This is a genomic window from Achromobacter sp. 77 (genome assembly GCF_020541125.1).
GTDB lineage: Bacteria > Pseudomonadota > Gammaproteobacteria > Burkholderiales > Burkholderiaceae_B > Achromobacter > Achromobacter mucicolens.
The window spans coordinates 4,367,630-4,385,824 of the sequence record NZ_CP059848.1 but is presented as its reverse complement, the minus strand read 5'-3'; the positions used below and the strand labels follow the sequence as shown (position 1 = coordinate 4,385,824).

The 18,195-nt window shown below is 66.5% G+C and carries 19 protein-coding genes; 11 read left to right on the top strand and 8 right to left on the bottom strand.

Annotated features, from left to right (window positions below):
• Positions 1–33: 33 nt before the first annotated feature.
• The gene (locus tag H4P35_RS20345) at positions 34–1,869 is read right to left on the bottom strand and encodes a gamma-glutamyltransferase family protein (protein ID WP_226846706.1); all 1,836 of its coding nucleotides are present in this window, start codon (positions 1,867–1,869) and stop codon (positions 34–36) included.
• A 109-nt stretch (positions 1,870–1,978) separates the two neighbouring features.
• Here H4P35_RS20345 and H4P35_RS20340 point away from each other — a divergent pair, with 109 nt between their 5' ends.
• Both H4P35_RS20340 and H4P35_RS20335 read left to right on the top strand, forming a co-directional pair.
• A complete protein-coding gene (locus H4P35_RS20340) occupies positions 1,979–2,938 on the top strand; it encodes a LysR family transcriptional regulator (RefSeq protein ID WP_180098096.1) in 960 nt (319 codons plus the stop codon).
• Positions 2,939–3,113: 175 nt separating this feature from the next.
• On the top strand, positions 3,114–3,548 hold the full coding sequence (locus H4P35_RS20335) for a hypothetical protein (RefSeq protein WP_056326704.1): 435 nt from the start codon (positions 3,114–3,116) through the stop codon (positions 3,546–3,548).
• 37 nt (positions 3,549–3,585) lie between these two features.
• Here H4P35_RS20335 and H4P35_RS20330 read toward each other — a convergent pair whose 3' ends face one another.
• Together H4P35_RS20330 and H4P35_RS20325 are read right to left on the bottom strand one after the other, a co-directional pair.
• Positions 3,586–3,969, bottom strand: a complete 384-nt coding sequence (locus H4P35_RS20330) for a hypothetical protein (RefSeq protein ID WP_226846704.1) — start codon at positions 3,967–3,969, stop codon at positions 3,586–3,588.
• Between the two features lie 135 nt (positions 3,970–4,104).
• Complete coding sequence (locus tag H4P35_RS20325; RefSeq protein ID WP_226846702.1) at positions 4,105–5,433, bottom strand: dicarboxylate/amino acid:cation symporter; 1,329 nt, start codon at positions 5,431–5,433, stop codon at positions 4,105–4,107.
• Positions 5,434–5,707: 274 nt separating this feature from the next.
• Between H4P35_RS20325 and H4P35_RS20320 the strand changes: the two genes are divergently transcribed.
• Positions 5,708–6,607: an SMP-30/gluconolactonase/LRE family protein gene (locus tag H4P35_RS20320; protein WP_180098099.1), complete on the top strand. Its 900-nt coding sequence runs from the start codon at positions 5,708–5,710 to the stop codon at positions 6,605–6,607.
• 230 nt (positions 6,608–6,837) lie between these two features.
• Complete coding sequence (fba, locus tag H4P35_RS20315; protein WP_056326713.1) at positions 6,838–7,902, top strand: class II fructose-bisphosphate aldolase; 1,065 nt, start codon at positions 6,838–6,840, stop codon at positions 7,900–7,902.
• A 101-nt stretch (positions 7,903–8,003) separates the two neighbouring features.
• Here fba and H4P35_RS20310 read toward each other — a convergent pair whose 3' ends face one another.
• Positions 8,004–8,456, bottom strand: coding sequence for a GFA family protein (locus H4P35_RS20310; RefSeq protein ID WP_062841696.1), 453 nt, complete (start codon positions 8,454–8,456; stop codon positions 8,004–8,006).
• Between the two features lie 243 nt (positions 8,457–8,699).
• On the opposite strand from H4P35_RS20310, the gene H4P35_RS20305 reads away from it, so the two are divergent.
• The 6 genes from H4P35_RS20305 (at position 8,700) to H4P35_RS20280 (ending at position 13,395) form a co-directional block, all read left to right on the top strand.
• The gene (locus H4P35_RS20305) at positions 8,700–9,581 is read left to right on the top strand and encodes a phosphoribosylaminoimidazolesuccinocarboxamide synthase (RefSeq protein WP_056326717.1); all 882 of its coding nucleotides are present in this window, start codon (positions 8,700–8,702) and stop codon (positions 9,579–9,581) included.
• Between the two features lie 188 nt (positions 9,582–9,769).
• Positions 9,770–9,928 carry a DUF5993 family protein gene (locus H4P35_RS20300; RefSeq protein WP_167427990.1) on the top strand — a complete coding sequence of 53 codons (159 nt, stop codon included), beginning with the start codon at positions 9,770–9,772 and terminating at the stop codon, positions 9,926–9,928.
• Between the two features lie 10 nt (positions 9,929–9,938).
• Positions 9,939–10,511: a disulfide bond formation protein B gene (locus H4P35_RS20295; protein WP_226846700.1), complete on the top strand. Its 573-nt coding sequence runs from the start codon at positions 9,939–9,941 to the stop codon at positions 10,509–10,511.
• A gap of 104 nt (positions 10,512–10,615) precedes the next feature.
• Positions 10,616–11,137 carry a 5-(carboxyamino)imidazole ribonucleotide mutase gene (gene purE / locus H4P35_RS20290; protein ID WP_062841698.1) on the top strand — a complete coding sequence of 174 codons (522 nt, stop codon included), beginning with the start codon at positions 10,616–10,618 and terminating at the stop codon, positions 11,135–11,137.
• A 5-nt stretch (positions 11,138–11,142) separates the two neighbouring features.
• Positions 11,143–12,333, top strand: coding sequence for a 5-(carboxyamino)imidazole ribonucleotide synthase (locus tag H4P35_RS20285; RefSeq protein ID WP_226846698.1), 1,191 nt, complete (start codon positions 11,143–11,145; stop codon positions 12,331–12,333).
• Positions 12,334–12,345: 12 nt separating this feature from the next.
• Positions 12,346–13,395, top strand: a complete 1,050-nt coding sequence (locus tag H4P35_RS20280; protein ID WP_226846696.1) for an L-threonylcarbamoyladenylate synthase — start codon at positions 12,346–12,348, stop codon at positions 13,393–13,395.
• Between the two features lie 9 nt (positions 13,396–13,404).
• Here the strand turns inward: H4P35_RS20280 and H4P35_RS20275 are convergent, their stop codons facing one another.
• From H4P35_RS20275 to H4P35_RS20260, 4 genes are read right to left on the bottom strand one after another with little or no spacing between them, the layout of a single operon-like run.
• Positions 13,405–14,232, bottom strand: a complete 828-nt coding sequence (locus tag H4P35_RS20275; RefSeq protein ID WP_056326726.1) for an IclR family transcriptional regulator C-terminal domain-containing protein — start codon at positions 14,230–14,232, stop codon at positions 13,405–13,407.
• Complete coding sequence (locus tag H4P35_RS20270; protein WP_226846695.1) at positions 14,232–14,873, bottom strand: 3-oxoacid CoA-transferase subunit B; 642 nt, start codon at positions 14,871–14,873, stop codon at positions 14,232–14,234. The genes H4P35_RS20275 and H4P35_RS20270 overlap by 1 nt, the downstream gene beginning before the upstream one ends.
• Before the next feature lie 25 nt (positions 14,874–14,898).
• Positions 14,899–15,579 (bottom strand): 3-oxoacid CoA-transferase subunit A, encoded by a 681-nt coding sequence (locus H4P35_RS20265; protein WP_226846693.1) that lies wholly within the window; start codon positions 15,577–15,579, stop codon positions 14,899–14,901.
• A gap of 41 nt (positions 15,580–15,620) precedes the next feature.
• The gene (locus H4P35_RS20260; RefSeq protein ID WP_180098103.1) at positions 15,621–16,640 is read right to left on the bottom strand and encodes a tripartite tricarboxylate transporter substrate binding protein; all 1,020 of its coding nucleotides are present in this window, start codon (positions 16,638–16,640) and stop codon (positions 15,621–15,623) included.
• A 356-nt stretch (positions 16,641–16,996) separates the two neighbouring features.
• Here H4P35_RS20260 and H4P35_RS20255 point away from each other — a divergent pair, with 356 nt between their 5' ends.
• Positions 16,997–18,019 carry an amino acid ABC transporter substrate-binding protein gene (locus H4P35_RS20255; protein ID WP_056326734.1) on the top strand — a complete coding sequence of 341 codons (1,023 nt, stop codon included), beginning with the start codon at positions 16,997–16,999 and terminating at the stop codon, positions 18,017–18,019.
• The last annotated feature ends 176 nt before the right edge of the window (positions 18,020–18,195 follow it).

Genomic DNA, 18,195 nt, shown 5'->3' with positions numbered 1-18,195 from the left:
GGCTTCTGAGAGCCGGTCGAAAGAAAAAGTGATTTAGCGGCCGACGGCGTATCCCTGCATGCCACGGGGATTGGCGGCGGCGCGCAGCAGCAGGCGTCCGCCCGCGGCGGGTTCGCGCGTGCAGGCGCTGATGCGGCCTTCGGACCAGTCCGGTCCTACCTTGACGTCGTGACCGGCCTCGCGCAGCGCATCCAGCGTGGCCGCGGGCATGCGCGACTCCACCGTCAGCCGGTTCAGCGTCAGCGCGCGCGGCCAGAACGAGCCTGGAAAGTGATCGATATGCCAGGACGGCGCCTCGATCGCCGCCTGCAGGTTCATGCCCATGGCGTGACGCAGGAAGAAAGCGACGGTCCATTGGTCCTGCTGGTCGCCGCCCGGCGTGCCGAACGCCATGTAAGGCTGACCGTCGCGCAGCGCAAGGCCGGGCGACAGCGTGGTGCAGGGGCGCTTGCCCGGCTGCAGCTGGCCCGGCACGCCATCGTCCAGCCAGGTCATCTGCAGGCGCGTCGTGAGCGAAAAGCCCAGCGCGGGCACCACGGGGCTTGACGACAGCCAGCCGCCCGACGGCGTGGCGGCCACCATGTTGCCATCGCGGTCGATGACGTCGATCTGGCAGGTGTCGCCCACGAACAATTCGCGCGAGGCCCATTCGTCGACGGGCGGCAACGCCGCGAAGGTCGGTTCGCCCACGCCGTAGCGCGTGTCCGAGGCGGCCAGGGTGCGGATGGCGGCGTCCAGGTCGGGCAGGCTCGGCGGCAGGCCCCCCGGACTGCCGGGTTGCAGCGCGGCCGCCGCGCGATCGCCGATGCCGGCGGCGCGCGCCCGCGCGTAGTCGTCGCTCAGCAGCGCCGCCAGCGGCACCTGGGCGTGATCGGGATCGCCATACCAGGCGGTGCGGTCGGCAAACGCCAGCTTGGCGGCTTCGGCCACACGGTGCACGAATTGCGGCGACAGCGGGTCCAGCTTGTCCACGTCAAGGTGGCGCAGCAGCGCCAGCTGTTGCAGATGCACCGGGCCTTGCGACCAGACGCCGCATTTGGCGACCGTGTAGCGGCCATATTGCGTGGTCAGCGGTTCGTCGTAGGTGGCGCGCCAATCGGCCAGGTCGGCCTTGCGCAGCAGCCCGCGGTTGCGCTGGCCGGTGGTGTCCAGCGCGGCCTCGTTGGTGTAGAAACTGTCGATCGCATCGGCGACGAAACCCCGGTACCACACGTCCAGCGCCGCATCGATGCGGCCGCGCCGGTCGGTGCTGGCGGCGTGGGCTTCGTCCAGGATGCGGGTGTAGGTGGCCGCGATGGCCGGCGTGCGGAACAGCGCGTCGGGGGCGGGCACGCGGCCGCCGGGCAGCCAGACCTCGCCCGAGCTTTTCCATTCGTCGCGAAACAGCGCCTGCACGGCCAGGATCGCCTGCGAGATCCGCGGGACCAGCGGAAAGCCGTCGCGCGCATAGTCGATGGCTGGCCGCAGCACGTCCGCCAGCTCCCACGTGCCGTAATCGCGCAGCAGCGTCAGCCAGGCGCCGAACGCGCCCGGCACCGTGGCGGGCAGCAGGCCGATTCCGGGCACGAGGTCCACGCCCAGCTCGCGGAAATAGGCGGGGGTCGCCAGCGCGGGCGCCGGGCCTTGGCCGCACAGCGCGCGCATGCGCTGCTCGCGTTCGCTCCAGATCAGGATGGGGACTTCACCGCCCGGTCCGTTCAGGTGCGGCTCGACGATCTGCAGGACGAATCCCCCGGCCACGGCCGCGTCGTACGCGTTGCCCCCGCGCTCCAGCACGCTCATGGCCACTTGCGAGGCCAGCCAGTGCGTGGACGAAACCACGCCGTACGTGCCGCGTATTTCAGGTCGGGTGGTGAAGGACGGATTCATCGTGATACCGGAAGGGCAGGGAATGATGCGTGCAGTATAGGATCCTGAAATAACTGGTTTTATCTTTATGGGCATAATTGCATAACCAAATGGTTATCTGGAAAACGTCATGAGCCGCGATGCCGTCCGACTTGCCAACCGCCTGAAGCATCGGCACCTCATGCTGCTGGTCAATATCGACCGCCATAAATCGCTGACGCGGGTCGCCGCGCAGACCGGCATCAGCCAGCCCGCGGTGACCAAGGCCCTGGCCGAGCTGGAGGACATCTTCGGCGCGCCCCTGTTCCTGCGCACGGGCAGCGGCCTGCAGCCCACACAGCTAGGTAATCTGGCGCTGGTGCGGGCGCGTCACATGCTCAGCGATCTGGACCTGTGGGAGCGCGAAGTCGAGGCCTTGCAGGCCGGCCGCTCCGCGCACCTGCACGTGGGCGTGGTGCCGTACGTGTCCAGCGCCTTGCTCACCGCCGCCATCAGCCAATTGCACCAGCGCCACGGCGTAACCCTTAGCCTGCACCGCGCCACGACCGATCATCTGGTGCCGATGCTGCGCCAGCACGAGTTGGACTGCATCATCAGCCGCGCCACGTCCACGGTGATGCACGAAGACCTGATTCATCGCGTGCTGTACCGCCAACGGCCCCGCCTGGTCGCGCACGGGCGGCTGGCCCAGCGGCTGGCGCGGCGCAAGCCCGACTGGGCCGCGGTGGCGGCGCTGGACTGGGTGCTGCCGGCGGCCAATACGCCCACGCGGCAACTGATCGTCGAACACTTCATCCGTGCCGGGCTGCAGCCGCCGTCGCCCGTGCTGGAGGCCTATTCGACGGATGTGATCGAGGGCATCCTGTCGCAGAACGAATCGTCGATTTCGGTGGTGCCCGAAGACATCGCGCGCGAACTTTGCCAGCGGGGCAGGCTGGGCATGGTGCCGTGGGAGTTTGGCTGGGAGCTGCCGCCGATCAACCTGATCCGGAGGAAGCGCGAACAGGCGTTGACGGCCGAGTCGCAGTTTTCGGACATTTTGCTGGACCTCTGCGCAAACTCGGCGGCACCCGTGCCTGCGCAGGCCTGACCTGCATGGGCGGCGCAAGCCTGTCTGGCAAGACATGCACATGTCCTAGGCGCAAAAACGTCGCTTCCCGCCACAGACGAAGTAGCCGGCATCTGGTTAAATGGCTGAAAGGCCACACGGCCCCGGGCAAGCCGCTGCCGTTTCCGGCTTGCCCTTCCAATTCACGGAGCCCCAGATGGCACGATTCAATTTCACCCAGGACCTCGAAGAACCCGATCTGTGGGCGGCGGAAAACGTCCCCGCCGGCGAGGGCCGGCCCCCCATCCACGTCATGATCCAGACCGACGGTGAAGAGCCCGATGCGGGCGCATCCAAGGTGGTCAAGGGCATCCTGGACAACCTGGACGACCAGATTCTGGCCGCGGCCGACTTCCTGCTCGACAACTATTCGTACGAGCACTGCAAAAAGCTGGGCATCGAAGACGACCAGCTCCTGGCCGAAGAAACGGCCGAAGCCATGGCGGAAAAAGCCGTGCTGCGCGCGCTGTGGCTGTTCGACGAAGACGGCGACGGCTACGAGCTCTGGTTCACGCTGCCCTGGGACCCGGTGCACACCTACGACGTCGAGTTCGAGGACGGCGCGCCCGTGTCCTGCTCGGTAAACGACTGACGAAACTACTGACGCCGCCCGGCCAGCCGGGGCAAGGTCAGCGCGGCAGTTCGTACCGCGTCGCCAGGCTTTGCCCCAGCGATTCGTCGTACTTGTAGCGCACCTTCAACGGCTTGCCCCGCAAGATGGTGCGCGCTGGCACGTTCTCCAGCGCCACCTCCACCTCCTTGTCCACGAACTCGTCGCAGTCCGTGTCGGCCCTTTCGCCGTCGGGAATGTCGGCGGCTTTGACTTTCAGCTTGAACAGCACCTGCGTCAGCGCCGTGCCGTCGGTCCGGAACTGCCGGTAGGTGGTGGGAAAGGTGGAGACCGTGCCCGTCAGGTCGCAGGAAATGCGGGTCCAGGCATGCGCAGGGGGAATGCAGGCGAACAGGCCGGCGGCAAGCGCCGCTGCCGCGCGGGGCGAGAACAGAAGATTCATGGCGTGCGGGGCCGGGCGCGGCGCCCATGCGCGCCTCGCCGGTGCGTGACGAAAAGGGCTTTTATGTTGCGCCCGGCACTCGCGCCGGTCAAGCGGGCGCGCACCATTGAAAACGGGCCGTTATGGCCCGTTTTTTCATGCGTTCTGGCTGGCAGCCCGCGCCGGTTGCGGGGTCGCGTCCATGGTTCCGGAAACCGTCTCGCCGGCCATCTCGGCGTCCGTATCCGCGGGCAGATCCTCCTCGTTGCCTTCCAGCTTGGCGATCACGGCCGTGGCCAGGCTGTTGCCGACCACGTTCGTGGCGGTGCGGCCCATGTCGAAGAACTGGTCGATGCCCATGATGAGCAGCAGGCCGGCTTCGGGCAGGTGGAACATCGGCAGCGTCGCGGCCACCACCACCAGCGAGGCGCGCGCCACGCCGGCCATGCCCTTGCTCGTCACCATCAGCACCAGCAGCAGGGTGAGCTGCTGCGTGAAACTCATCTCGATGTTGTAGGCCTGGGCGATGAACAGCACCGCGAACGACTGGTACATCATCGAGCCGTCAAGGTTGAACGAGTAACCCAGCGGCAGCACGAATCCGGAAATGCGCTTGGACACGCCGAACCGCGCCAGCGCCTCGATCGTCTTGGGGTAGGCCGATTCGCTGCTCGCGGTCGAGAACGCCAGCAGGGTCGGCTCCTTGATGAGGCCGCCCAGACGGCGCGTGGACTTGCCCAGGAACAGGTAACCGACGCCGAACAGAATCGCCCACAAAAGGGCCAGGCCCAGATAGAACTCACCGATCAGCTTGCCGTAGCTGATCAGTACGCCCAGGCCTTCGGTCGTGATGGCGGCGGCCATCGCGGCGAACACGCCCAGCGGCGCAAAACGCATCACGTAGTCGGTGACGCGGAACATGATCTTGGCCAGCTCGTCGATCATGTTGTAGATCGTGTTGTGGCCCTTGCCGCGGATGAACGACAGTGCGGCGCCGAAGAACAGCGAGAACACCAGGATCTGCAGGATCTCGTTGTTGGCCATCGCTTCGGCGATGCTCTTGGGAAAGACGTGCGCAATGAACGCTTTGAGCGTGAAATCGCCCGTCTTCAGGCCCGATGTCAGCCCCGCGTCTGGAATCGCCAGGTTCATGTGCGCGCCGGGCTGGAAGATGTTGACCAGCGCCAGGCCCAGCAACAGCGAGATCGCCGAGGCGGCGATGAACCAGATCATGGCGCGCATGCCGATGCGGCCCACCGCGCTGGCGTCGCTCATGCTGGCCAGGCCGGTCACCAGGGTGGCGAACACGAGCGGCGCGATGATCATCTTGATCATGCGCAGGAAGATGTCGGTGACAAGGCTGAAGTACGAGGCGATGTGCGCCGCCTCTTGCTGGTTCTGCGCGAACTTGTTGCAGAAGTAGCCCACCACGATGCCCAGCACCATGGCGATGCCGATATAACGCGTCAGCTTCTTAGTGTTCATGTTGAATACGGGAAAACGGGAGCCGCCGCTTGGGCCGTGGGGCCAGGTCCGCCGGCATGAAGGCGGGGGCAGGCGGTCCGGTAACGGACATGCCAGGGCTCCGGGTGCTGCTCGGGTTAACCCTGGGGCGCGATGTTAACGCCGCCAACCTGACAGTCAGTTGTCAGTTTAGGGACGGATCAGCCATGCCAGAATGCCCCTTCCGGTCTCATCAAGACAGGCCGGGCGCCACCTGGGAACCCGCCCCGAGCGGGGCGACATGGGAGACAAAGCAATGCCGAATCGCGAATTGTCCGTACTGGCTTCCGGCTACACCTATCTGGAAGGACTGCGCTGGCACGAAAACCGGCTGTGGGCCTCGGACTTCTATACCGGGCAGGTCATCACGGTGACGCTGCAAGGCGCCGTGGACCGTGTCTGCCTGGTGCCCCAGCAGCCCTCCGGCCTGGGCTGGCTGCCCGATGGCCGCCTGCTGATCGCCTCCATGAAAGACCGCAAGCTGCTGCGCCGCGAGGCGGACGGCACGCTATCGGTCCACGCGGACCTCTCCGCGTTGACCGGCGGCCCCATCAACGACATGGTGGTGGACGCGCAGGGCAGGGCGTATGTGGGCAACTTCGGGTTCGACATCATGGCGGGCGAACCGGTCCGCACGACCACGCTGGTGCGCGTGGACCCGGACGGCGTGGCGCAGGTGGTGGCGGACGGGCTGTGCTTTCCCAACGGGTCGTTCATTACGCCCGACGGCAAGACGCTGATCGTCAACGAGACCTTCGCGAATCGCATTTCCGAATTCGACATCGAGCCCAATGGCGTGCTGGGCCCACGCCGCGACTGGGCCAACTTCGGCGAGCTGCCGGCGAGCGACGACCTGACCACGCTGATCGCCGCGTCAAAGATCGCCCCGGACGGCGGCGCACTGGACGAAGAAGGCGCGCTGTGGGTGGGCGATGCCATCGGCAAGCGCATCGTGCGGGTCGAACGGGGCGGCAGGATCCTCGAACAGATCGACACCGGCGAGTTCGGCATCTTCGCGGCCGCGCTGGGCGGTCCCGACGGCAGGACGCTTTTCATGGCGGCGGCGCCGGATTTCGTCGAAGCCAATCGCCGGGCCAAACCCCAGGCCCGCATCCTGGCGACCCAGGTGGACGTGCCGCACGCGGGCAGGCCCTAGGCCACGGCCCTAGGCTGCAAGCGGGGCGGCAAAGGCCTGGCGTGCCGGATTTCTGGTCCGCATGGACGAGATCGCAAGCCGGGATATCAGCCGTCCCGCCCCTTGCGGTATCACCTGAATGGATAGGATACCGGCCGTTGCAAGACCTTTCTTCGATTCCCCCGTAAAATCACGCCATTCAGCAAGGCTTCAACCATCTCTCAATAGACAGTACCTAAGGAGGACCACTCATGGCCCTAGTCTCCATGCGCCAGTTGCTCGACCACGCCGCCGAGCACGGCTACGGCATTCCGGCTTTCAACGTCAACAACCTGGAACAGGTCCAGGCCATCATGGAAGCCGCGGCGGAGACCGACAGCCCGGTGATCATGCAGGCCTCGGCCGGCGCGCGCAAATACGCGGGCGAAGGCTTCCTCAAGTACCTGATCCAGGCCGCCGTTGAGTCCTACCCGCACATTCCCGTGGTCATGCACCAGGATCACGGCCAGTCGCCCAAGATCTGCCAGGGCGCGATCGACCTGGGCTTCTCCAGCGTCATGATGGACGGCTCGCTGAAGGAAGACGGCAAGACCATCGCCGACTACGACTACAACGTCGAAGTCACCAAGAAGGTTGTCGACATCGCGCACAAGCTGGGCGTGACCGTCGAAGGCGAACTGGGCTGCCTGGGCTCGCTCGAAACCATGGAAGGCGACAAGGAAGACGGCCACGGCGCCGACGGCAAGCTGACCATGGATCAGCTGCTGACCGACCCCGAACAAGCCGCCGACTTCGTGCGCCGCACGCAACTGGACGCCCTGGCGATTGCCATCGGCACCAGCCACGGCGCCTACAAGTTCACGCGCAAGCCCACCGGCGACATCCTGTCGATCTCCCGCATCAAGGAAATCCACGCCCGCCTGCCCAACACCCACCTGGTGATGCACGGCAGCTCCAGCGTGCCGCAGGAACTGCTGGCCGAAATCCGTGAATTCGGCGGCAACATGAAAGAAACCTACGGCGTGCCCGTCGAGGAAATCCAGGAAGCCATCAAGTACGGCGTGCGCAAGATCAATATCGACACTGATATCCGTCTGGCCATGACCGGCGCGATCCGCCGCTTCTTCGCCGAGAACCCCGAAAAGTTCGACCCGCGCGAATACCTCAAGCCCGCCCGCGCCGCCGCCAAGGCAATCTGTGTCGCTCGCTACACGGAATTCGGCACCGCCGGCAACGCCAGCAAGATCAAGCCGCTGCCGCTGACCGAGATCGCCGCGCAATACGCGTCGGGCAAGCTGTCGCAAGTGGTGCAGTAAGGTCCCCGCCGGCGCCGCCTTCCCTGTGAAGGCGGCTCAGGCAAAAAAGGGCTGGTCCGCGAGGGCCAGCCCTTTTGTTTTGTGGACGTGTTGCGCGCCGCTTATGCCGGCGAATTGCGCCCAAAGCTCGGCACCGTCCGGTCCACGTGGTGCCACGATGGCGCCGAGTCCGTCCACAGGCTCACCTTGGAATGAAAGGCCTCGGGATCGTCCAGCGACCCCGCGCGGACCACCTCATAGCCCATGCCTTCCGAGCCGCCGAACAGCGGCGTCCCACAGGACGGACAGAAGCTGCGCATGACGGTGTGGCCGGAGTCGCCCTGGTAGCGGTGCTCCTTGGGCTGGCCGCGCAGCAGCGTGACCGCGCCGGCGGGAAAGATCAGGGCGTGGGCTGGAGCGCCGCCGCTGGAATACTGGCAGTCCCGGCAATGGCAGGTCGCCGCGGTGATGGGCTCGTCCGTGAGGGCGTAGCGGATGGCGCCGCACTGGCAGCCGCCTGTCATGTGCACCTGCGCGTCGGCGTGGGGCATGCGCTTGGGGGAAGCATCCTGCATACGACTCTGTCTCCGGACGGGTTGTGCCGTGACGCCCGGGGGCGGCCGGCGCGAATTATGGATGGGGATCAAAGCCTAACCCGGGGTCTGGCCTGCGGCAAGGTGAACTTATTTGCAGTAATCTATGCGCTTTGCAGGAGCCGCCGCGCGGCGCCGCTCCTGCCTGGTATCCGATTTCGTTCCACTTCCCGCCCTGGCGCCCGCCCGCGGCGGGAATGTTCATTTTTGCCATAGGCCATTCCCGTGACTTCTGCTTTGCATGAATCCAGCATCAAGTCCCTGCCGCTGCTGGGACGCGGCAAGGTGCGCGATATGTACGCCGTCGGCGACGACAAGTTGCTGATCGTCGCGTCGGATCGCATTTCCGCCTTCGATGTGATCCTTGACGACCCCATTCCCGGCAAGGGACAGGTGCTGACCGAACTGACCGAATTCTGGTTGCAGAAGCTGGCGCACATCCTGCCCAACCACTCCACCGGCGTGAAGCCCGAGGACGTGGTGGCGCCCGATGAGGTCGACCAGGTGCGTGGCCGCGCCGTGGTGGTCAAGCGTCTGAAGCCGATCCTGGTCGAAGCGGTGGCCCGTGGTTACCTGATCGGTTCCGGCTGGAAGGACTACCAGGCGACCGGCGCCGTGTGCGGCATCAAGCTGCCGGCGGGCTTGCAACAGGCGAGCAAGCTGCCCGAGCCCATCTTCACGCCCGCGGCCAAGGCCGAATTCGGCATGCACGACGAGAACGTGGACTTCGCGCACGTGGTCAAGGAAGTCGGCCAGGAAATGGCCGAGCGCATCCGCGACGTCACGCTCAAGCTGTACGCCGAGGCCGCCGCCTTTGCCGCGACCAAGGGCATCATCATCGCCGACACCAAGTTCGAATTCGGCCTGGACGACGATGGCACGCTGCACTTGATGGACGAAGTGCTGACGCCCGATTCGTCGCGCTTCTGGCCTGCCGACGGCTACCGCGTGGGCATCAGCCCGCCGTCCTTCGACAAGCAGTTCGTGCGCGACTGGCTTGAAACCCAGACCTGGGACAAGACGCCGCCCGCGCCGCGCCTGCCGCAGGACGTGCTGGAAAAGACCGCCGCCAAATACCGCGAAGCGCTTGACCGCCTGATCGCCTGATCGGCCTGCTTTCCAAAAAACCGCTCCTTGCCGAGCGGTTTTTTTTTGCCCGCAGCGGTGCAACCGGCGCCTTGATACACATGCCGGGCACCCGGGCAAACCCGCAGTCTTCGCATGAAATTATTTCGGATTGTTACGCTATACTCGTGCGCTGCTTGGTTCGGGAATTCCGAGAAAAGGAGCGCTGCATGGTGATGATGCTGCCCTTTGTGACGGGGACGCTGGCAGTATGGTTTGGGCTCGTGGGCCGGCGCCGCCCCTGCGTGACGTTCTGGCTGCTGACCCTGGTCATCTTTGCCGCCTGGTGCAATTACCACATGACCAGTCCGCTGGCGTTGTCCCTGTGAAGCGCCGGCAATGATCTTTTCACGCAACCCGGCGCGCGGTTCACGCATCCTCAACGGTCTGGCCCTGCTCGGGGTCACCGCCATCCTCTGCATGGCCTTTGTCTGGCAATTCGCCTACGACGAACTGCCATGTCCGCTATGCCTGCTGCAGCGCGTCGCGCTGATGCTTGCGGGCGTGGGATTCCTCTTGAACATGCGGCTCGGCCCGTCGCCGATGCACTACGCGATGAGCATTGCGGGCGCGCTGGCCGGGATGCTTGCGGCGGGGCGTCAGGTGCTGCTGCATATTGCGCCGGGCGATGCGGGCTACGGTACGCCCTTTCTTGGCCTGCATTTCTATACGTGGGCGTTCGTCGCCTTCACGGCGATCATCGTGTTCTGCGTCGTGATGCTGTGTGTGGACCGCAAATGGGGCGACAGCATGCTCAAGAAGCCCGTGTCGGCGCTGGGCATGGTGGTCATGGCCCTGTTTTTCATCGTCGCGCTGGCCAACGCCGGCAGCACCACGCTGCAGTGCGGCTTTGGCCCGGGCCCCGACGATCCGGTCAGCTACCTTTGGCTGCAAACGGCGGCCACGCCGTAGGGGCCGCCGCGCCGGGTAAAATAGCGGGCTTTCGCGGGCAGGTCCCGCGGTTTCCTGACATTTCGCGGCGCGTGCGCCGTGGTCTCAACTACTAGACACCGGTTATGACAGACCAGACTTCCGCAGCGGCGCAAGCCTCCCCCGTGGTGGGCGTGATTATGGGATCTTCCAGCGATTGGGAGGTCATGAAGCACGCGGTGACGATGCTGGAGGATTTTGGCGTTGCCTACGAGGCGCGCGTGATCTCCGCGCACCGCATGCCGCAGGATATGGCCGAATACGGCGCCGCCGCGCACCAGCGCGGTCTGCGCGGCATCATCGCCGGCGCTGGCGGCGCGGCGCACCTGCCGGGCATGATGGCCGCCCTGACCGAGGTGCCGGTGTTCGGTGTGCCGGTCCCGTCCAAGTACCTGCGCGGCGAAGACTCGCTGCTGTCCATCGTGCAGATGCCCAAGGGCGTGCCGGTCGCCACCTTTGCCATCGGCGAAGCCGGCGCCGCCAACGCCGCGCTGCACGTGATCGCCACGCTGGCGGGCACCGACGCCGGCCTGCACGCAAAGCTGCTGGCGTTCCGCGCCCGCCAGACGCAGGCCGCACGCGACATGAAAGTTCCGCCCGAGGCCTGACGCGTATGACTCAACCGACTTCTTTCATGATTGCGCCCGGCGGTTGGCTGGGCATGCTGGGCGGCGGGCAGTTGGGCCGCATGTTCTGTCACGCCGCGCAAAGCCTCGGCTACAAGGTGGCGGTGCTGGATCCGGCCGCCGAGTGCCCGGCCGGCATGGTCGCCGACCTGCACATCCAGGCCGCCTATGACGACGAGGCCGGCCTGGCCCGCCTGGCGCAGACCTGCCAGGCCGTCACCACCGAATTCGAAAACGTGCCCGCCGACAGCCTGCGCGCGCTGGCGACCCGTTGCCGCGTCAGCCCGGCGGGCGACGCCGTGGCGATCGTGCAGGACCGTATCGCGGAAAAGACCTTCATCGCCGCGCAAGGCATCCCGGTTGCGCCGCACGCCGCCATCCGCAGCGAGGCGGACCTGCACGCCGCGTCCGACACCCTGTTCCCCGGCATTCTCAAGGTTGCCCGCCTGGGTTACGACGGCAAGGGTCAGGCCCGCATCGACACTCGCGAAGAAGCCATCGCGGCCTTCGCCGAGTTCGGGGGCGTAGCCTGCGTGCTGGAAGCGCTGATGCCGCTGGATTACGAAATCTCGGTGGTGCTGGCGCGCGGCTTTGACGGCGCCAGCGTGGTGTTTCCCGTGGCGCGCAACGTGCACCGCGACGGCATCCTGGCGGTGTCCACCGCCGCGCCCGTGCAGCAGGACGCCGCCCACGCCGAACGCCAGGCGCGCGCCACCGAGGCCGCGCAGGCCATCGCGCAGGGCCTGGGCTATCACGGCGTGCTGTGCGTGGAATTCTTCGTGCTCAAGGACGGCAGCCTCATCGTCAACGAGATCGCGCCGCGCCCGCACAATAGCGGCCACTACACGATCGATGCCTGCGTCACCAGCCAGTTCGAGCAGCAGGCGCGCGCCATGGCCGGCCTGCCGTTGGGCGGCACCGACCTCCTGGCCCCGGCCGTCATGCTGAACATCCTGGGCGACATCTGGTACGCCAACGACAGCGACACCGCGCAACGCGAGCCCGACTGGGCGGCTGCGCTGGCGGTGCCGTCCGCCAAGCTGCATCTGTACGGCAAGCGCGAGGCGCGGCGCGGCCGCAAGATGGGGCACGTCACCATCGTGGCGGCCACGCTGCAGCAGGCCCGTGACGATGCCGCCCGCGTGGCGGCCGCGCTGGGTATGCAGGCGCCCGAATAGAGCGGCGAACCGATGTCCTCCTCCACGCCCGCCACCGCCAGCGCCGCGCAAATCGCCCACGCCGCCCAGCGCATGCTGGACGGCGAACTGGCCGCCTTTCCGACCGAGACCGTCTACGGGCTGGGCGCGGACGCCGAAAATCCGCAGGCGGTTGCCAAGATCTACGCGGCCAAGGGCCGGCCGTCGAACCATCCTGTCATCGTGCACATCGCGCCTGACGGCGATGTGTCGTATTGGGCGGCGCACGTGCCGCCCGAGGCGCGTCTGCTGATCAACGCGTTCTGGCCGGGTCCGCTGACCCTGATCCTCAAGCGCGCGCCGCATATCGTGGACACGGTGAGCGGCGGCCAGGACAGCATCGGCATTCGCTGTCCCTCGCACCCGGTGGCGCAGGCGCTGCTGACGGCTTTTGCCGCCGGCAAGCCGAACGGGCAGGGCGGCGTGGCTGCGCCGTCCGCCAACAAGTTCGGGCAAGTGTCGCCCACGCGCGCCGAGCATGTGCGCAGCGAGTTCCCGGACGAAGTCGCGGCCGGCATGCCCGTGCTGGAAGGCGGCGCGTCTGAGGTGGGCATCGAGTCCACGATCCTCGATCTGTCGCGCCTGGACACGGGCGCGGGGCCCGTGCTGCTGCGGCCCGGCCACATCAGCGCCGCGCAGCTCGAAGCCGTGCTGGGCGTGCAGGTCTTTGCGCCCGACGCCGCGGCGCCGCGCGCCTCGGGCACGCTGAAGGCGCATTACGCGCCCCGCACGCCGCTGGAACTTGCAAGCGACGCACGCATGCAGGAAGTGGTGCTGGGACGCAACCTGCCAGAAGGGCGCGTCGTGCTGGTGGCCTACGGCCCGCAGCCCGCCGCCGTCGATGCCCGCGTGCAATGGCAAGCGGTGCCGGCGGACCCGGCCCGTTACGCGCAGGCGCTGTATGGCCTGCTGCGCGATCTGGACGGGCAGGGCTATGCGCGCATCATCGTGCAGGAGCCGCCCGCCACCGACGACTGGCACGCGGTCAACGACCGCATCGGCCGTGCCGCCGCCGCCTTCACGCTGGACACCACCGGCCTGTAGCCTGGCCGCTCAGGCGGCCAGGAATTCCCCGATCCGTTCAACGGCCTGCCGCAAGGGCGGCAGGAATTCTTCCTGCAAGCGCTCCAGCGGCACGCGCGCGGCCTTCACGCTGACGTTCACGGCGCCGCACGCCTTGCCGCTGGCCGAGCGCACGACCACCGAGATCGCGCGCACATTCAATTCCAGTTCCTGATCGACCACCGCATATCCCTGCTCGCGGATGCGCGCCAGTTCCGCGCGCAGTTTTGCCTCGGTGGTCAACGTGAATTCGGTGTAGGGCTGCAGGTCGGTTGCCGCGAAATACCTTGCCAGCGCGGGCTCGGGCAACTCTGCCAGCAGCACGCGTCCGATGGACGTGCAATACGCCGGCAAGCGGCTTCCCAGACCCATCGACGTGGCAAGCAGGCGGTTCACCTCCGAACGCGCCAGGTACAGCATCTCGTGGCCTTCCATGATGGCGAGCGCGCAGGTCTCGTTCACGGTGGCGCTCAGTTCCTCCAGCACGGGCTGCGCCAGCGAGACGAACGGCGTGGACGAAAAATACGCGTAGCCCAGGCCCAGGATGCGCGGCGTCAGCACGTACAGCCGGCCATGCTGTTCGGCCATGCCCAGCAGGATCAGCGTGTGCAGGCAGCGCTGCACCACCGCGCGCGGCAGATTGGCGCGCCGGCTCAGTTCGGCGGCGGTCTGGGGATGGCGGCGGGTGCCGAACGCGCGTATGACGTGCAGGCCGCGCGCCAGCGTCAGCATGTAGTCCGGATCGCCGCGCAGCTGGTCGGGATGGTCTTCGGCCGCGGGCGGCGCGGCGTAGCCCGGCGGAGGCAGGTTCGGCAGCATCAGCCGGCACGCAGCGGCGCGCCGGTGTGCGCCTGCAATTCGGTCAGGGTCATGCCGCCGATCATATCCCGGACGACAAGCCCGCCCGGCGTGACGTCGATGACCGCGAGGTCGGTGTAGATACGGTCCACCACGCCGGCGCCGGTAAGCGGATAGGTGCAGCGCTCGACGATCTTGGGATCGCCGTTCTTGCTGTTGTGCTCCATCATGATGAACACACTGCGTGCGCCGACGGCCAGGTCCATCGCGCCGCCCACGGCCGGCGCCTCGCCCGGCTTGTTGAGCGACCAGTTGGCCAGGTCGCCGTTGGCCGCAACCTGCATGCCGCCCATGACGCAGATGTCCAGGTGGCCGCCGCGCATCATCGCGAACGAGTCCGCGTGATGGAAATACGACCCGCCCGTCAAGAGCGTCACGGGCTGCTTGCCCGCGTTGATGAGGTCCAGGTTGATGTCGGCCTCGGCCGGGGGCGGGCCCATGCCAAGAATGCCGTTCTCGCTGTGCAGCACGATCTCGCGGCCTTCGGGCAGATGGGCGGCCACCAGCACGGGCATGCCGATGCCCAGGTTCACGTAGCTGCCGTCGGGGATGTCCAGGGCCAGGCGGCGCGCCATGGCTTCGCGGGTCAGGGGACGAAACATGCGGGCTCCTGCTTGAAGGATTGCGTCAGCTGGAAAAGGCGGCGTTGGGCACTTCGGTGACGCGCTTGACGAAGATGCCGGGCGTCACCACCGCCTCGGGCGGCAGTTCGCCCAGTTCGGCCTTGGCGCGCACCTGCACGATGGTCGTCTGGGCGGCCATGCACATGATGGGACCGAAGTTGCGCGCGCTCATGTTGTAGGTGAGGTTGCCCCAGCGGTCGCCGCGGTCGGCCTTGACCAGTGCGAAGTCACCGTGCAAGGGTTCTTCGAACACATGGCCGCGGCCGTTGATGATGCGGGTCTCCTTGCCGCGCGCAAGCTCGGTGCCGTACGCGGTGGGCGTGAAAAAGCCGCCCAGCCCGGCGCCGGCCGCGCGCAGGCGTTCGGCGATGGTGCCTTGCGGCACGCATTCCAGTTCGATGCGGCCTTCGCGGTAGAGCGCGTCGAAGACCCACGAGTGAGACGCCTTCGGAAACGAGCAGATGACCTTGCGCACGCGCCCGGCCTTGACCAGCGCGGCCAGGCCCGTTTCGTGGTTGCCCGCATTGTTGCTGACCACGGTCAGGTCGCGCGCGCCCTGGTCGATGAGCGCATGGATCAGTTCGGTGGGCATGCCGGCGCCGCCGAACCCGCTGATCAGCACGGTGGCGCCATCGTGGATGTCCGCCACGGCGGCCGCGGGGGTGTCGATGAACTTGTCGATCATGGAGGGCTCCGATGGGGCGGGCGCGGCGGCGCCCGGCCCGCTCAGTTCACGGTGATGTTGGCCTGCTTGATGATCTCGGCGTAGCGTGCCGAGTCCTTCTTCATCAATTCGGCAAACTGCGCCGGCGTGCCGCCCACCGGCAAGAAGCCCGCATCCACGAACTTCTGCCGCACGTCGGGTTCCTTGACGATTTCGCTGATCTCACGCGCCATGCGTTCGATGATCGGCTTGGGCGTATTGGCGGGCGCCATCAGCCCGGCCCACGAGCCGGTGACAAAGCCCGGCATGCCGGCCTCTTCCATCGTGGGAATGTCAGGTTCCGTGGGCCAGCGTTCCTTGCCCGTGAACGCCAGCGCCTTCAGGCGGTTCTGCTTGACGTACTGCATCGGCACCAGCACGGGATCGAACACCATGGACACGCGGTTGCCCAGCAGGTCCGTGAGGATCGGCGCGCTGCCCTTGTAGGCCACGTGGGTCATCGTGATCTTGTTCTGCAGCGCGAAGTCGGCGCCGGTCAGATGCGCGCTGGAGCCATTGCCGCTGGACGCATAGGTGAGCTTGTCGGGATTCTTGCGCGCATAGGCGACCAGTTCGGCCACGTTCTTGACCGGCAGCTCGTTCGCCACGAACAGAAACAGCGGCAGGTCCGCCATCTGCACGACCGGCGTCAGGTCCGCGGGCGTGTAGCCCAGCTTGTAGAGATGAAAGTTGATGATGTAGGCCGGCAGCATCGACAGGAACGTGTAGCCGTCGGGCTCGGCCTTGGCGGCAATCGCCGATCCCAGGCTGCTGTTGGCGCCGGGACGGTTCTCGACGACGATGGTCTGGTTCAGCCGCGGCCCCAGTTTTTCCATCACGATGCGCGTCACGATGTCGGTGGATCCGCCCGGCGTGTACGGCACGATGATCTTGATGGGCTTGCTGGGCCAGTTGTCGGCCGCGAGGGCGGGGCCGGCGGCCAGACCGCTCGCGGCCAGCGCGGCGACGAGCAGGTTTCTGAGAGCCTGGCGGCGGTCAGTGGCCGCCGGGCGAAGGGGCTGCGACTTGCTTGCTTTTGCCATGGACTTGTCTCCTCCATGAATCGGCCGATTAGCGGTGCGCGTCCGGGTTTTTGTGTGACGCGACCGGCTTTTTTCAAAGGGCTGCGGCTTTGCTGACTATCGGACAAAGACGCAAAAAAAGTATGGCACGGGGGGATGCGCAGGGCGGAGCGACGCCGCGCCAATAAAGTTCGATCACCGGACGCGGCGCCGTTATCGGCCGAAGCCGCGTCTTACGGGTTTTCACTAGGGATTCGCGCGTTGTTCACGCTGTGGACATGCCTTAATCTGGCGGCCGGTCCAGTAAGGCGGGACCCGGTTTCAGCCGCTCCCGGTTACGAGCCCAGAGCGGCCATCTATCTCAGGAGAAGCAGAACATGAAGCGGAAATTGATGGTTGCGGCCGGCGCGATTGCCCTGGCCTGCGCGTCCCAGGCGGCGATGGCCGGTCCCACGCTGGACGCGGTGAAAAAGAAGGGATTCGTGCAGTGCGGCCTGACGGACGGCGTCTCCGGATTCTCCGCGACGAACAGCAAGGGCGAATGGGAAGGCATGGACGTGGACATCTGCCGTGCCGTGGCGGCGGCGGTGTTTGGCGATGCCTCCAAGTTCAAGGGCACCGCGCTGTCCACCCAGCAGCGCTTCACGGCGCTGCAGTCGGGCGAAGTCGACGTGCTGCTGCGCACGGTGACGCTGACGCAGACGCGCGACACGTCGCTCGGCCTGTCCGCCGTGGCCGCCAGCTTCTATGACGGCCAGGGCATCCTGGTCAGCAAGAAGCTGGGCGTCAAGAGCGCCAAGGAACTGAACGGCGCCACCGTCTGCGTGCAGCCGGGCACCACCACCGAACTGAACCTGGCCGACTGGTTCCGCGCCAACAACATCGAGTTCAAGCCGGTCGTGATCGACAAGGTGACCGAAGTCGTGCGCGCCTTTGAATCCGGCCGCTGCGATGCCTTCACGGACGACGCCTCGCAACTGGCCGCCGTGCGCGCCACGCAGGTCGCCAACCCCAACGACTACGAAATCCTGCCCGAGCGCTTTTCCAAGGAGCCGCTGGGTCCCATGGTCCGCCAGGGCGACGAGAACTGGCTGGGCATCGTGCGCTGGACGCTGTTCGCGCTGCTGGAAGCCGAGGAATACGGCATCACGCAAAAGAACGTGGATGAAATGCTCAAGAGCAAGAATCCCAACGTCCTGCGCATCCTGGGCGTGACGCCGGGCGCCGGCAAGAACATGGGCCTGGATGAAAAATGGGCCTACAACGCCATCAAGGCGGTGGGCAACTATAGCGAAATCTTCGAGCGCAACGTGGGCAAGGACAGCAAGCTGGGCCTGCAGCGCGGCACGAACGCGCTGTGGAACCAGGGCGGCGCGATGTATCCGTGGCCGATCCGTTGATGTACCGGCAGCCGTAGCGGCCGGATAAGGCATCCTTCCGACCCGTGCAAGGCCTCCCTCGGGAGGCCTTGCCGTTTTTGCAGACGCCTTGAGCTGGCCACACAATCCGCCCGGGCGCACGCCGCCGCCTTGTTTCGGCTGACGGAACCTTGCTGGAATGGTTCCATGCGCCCGAT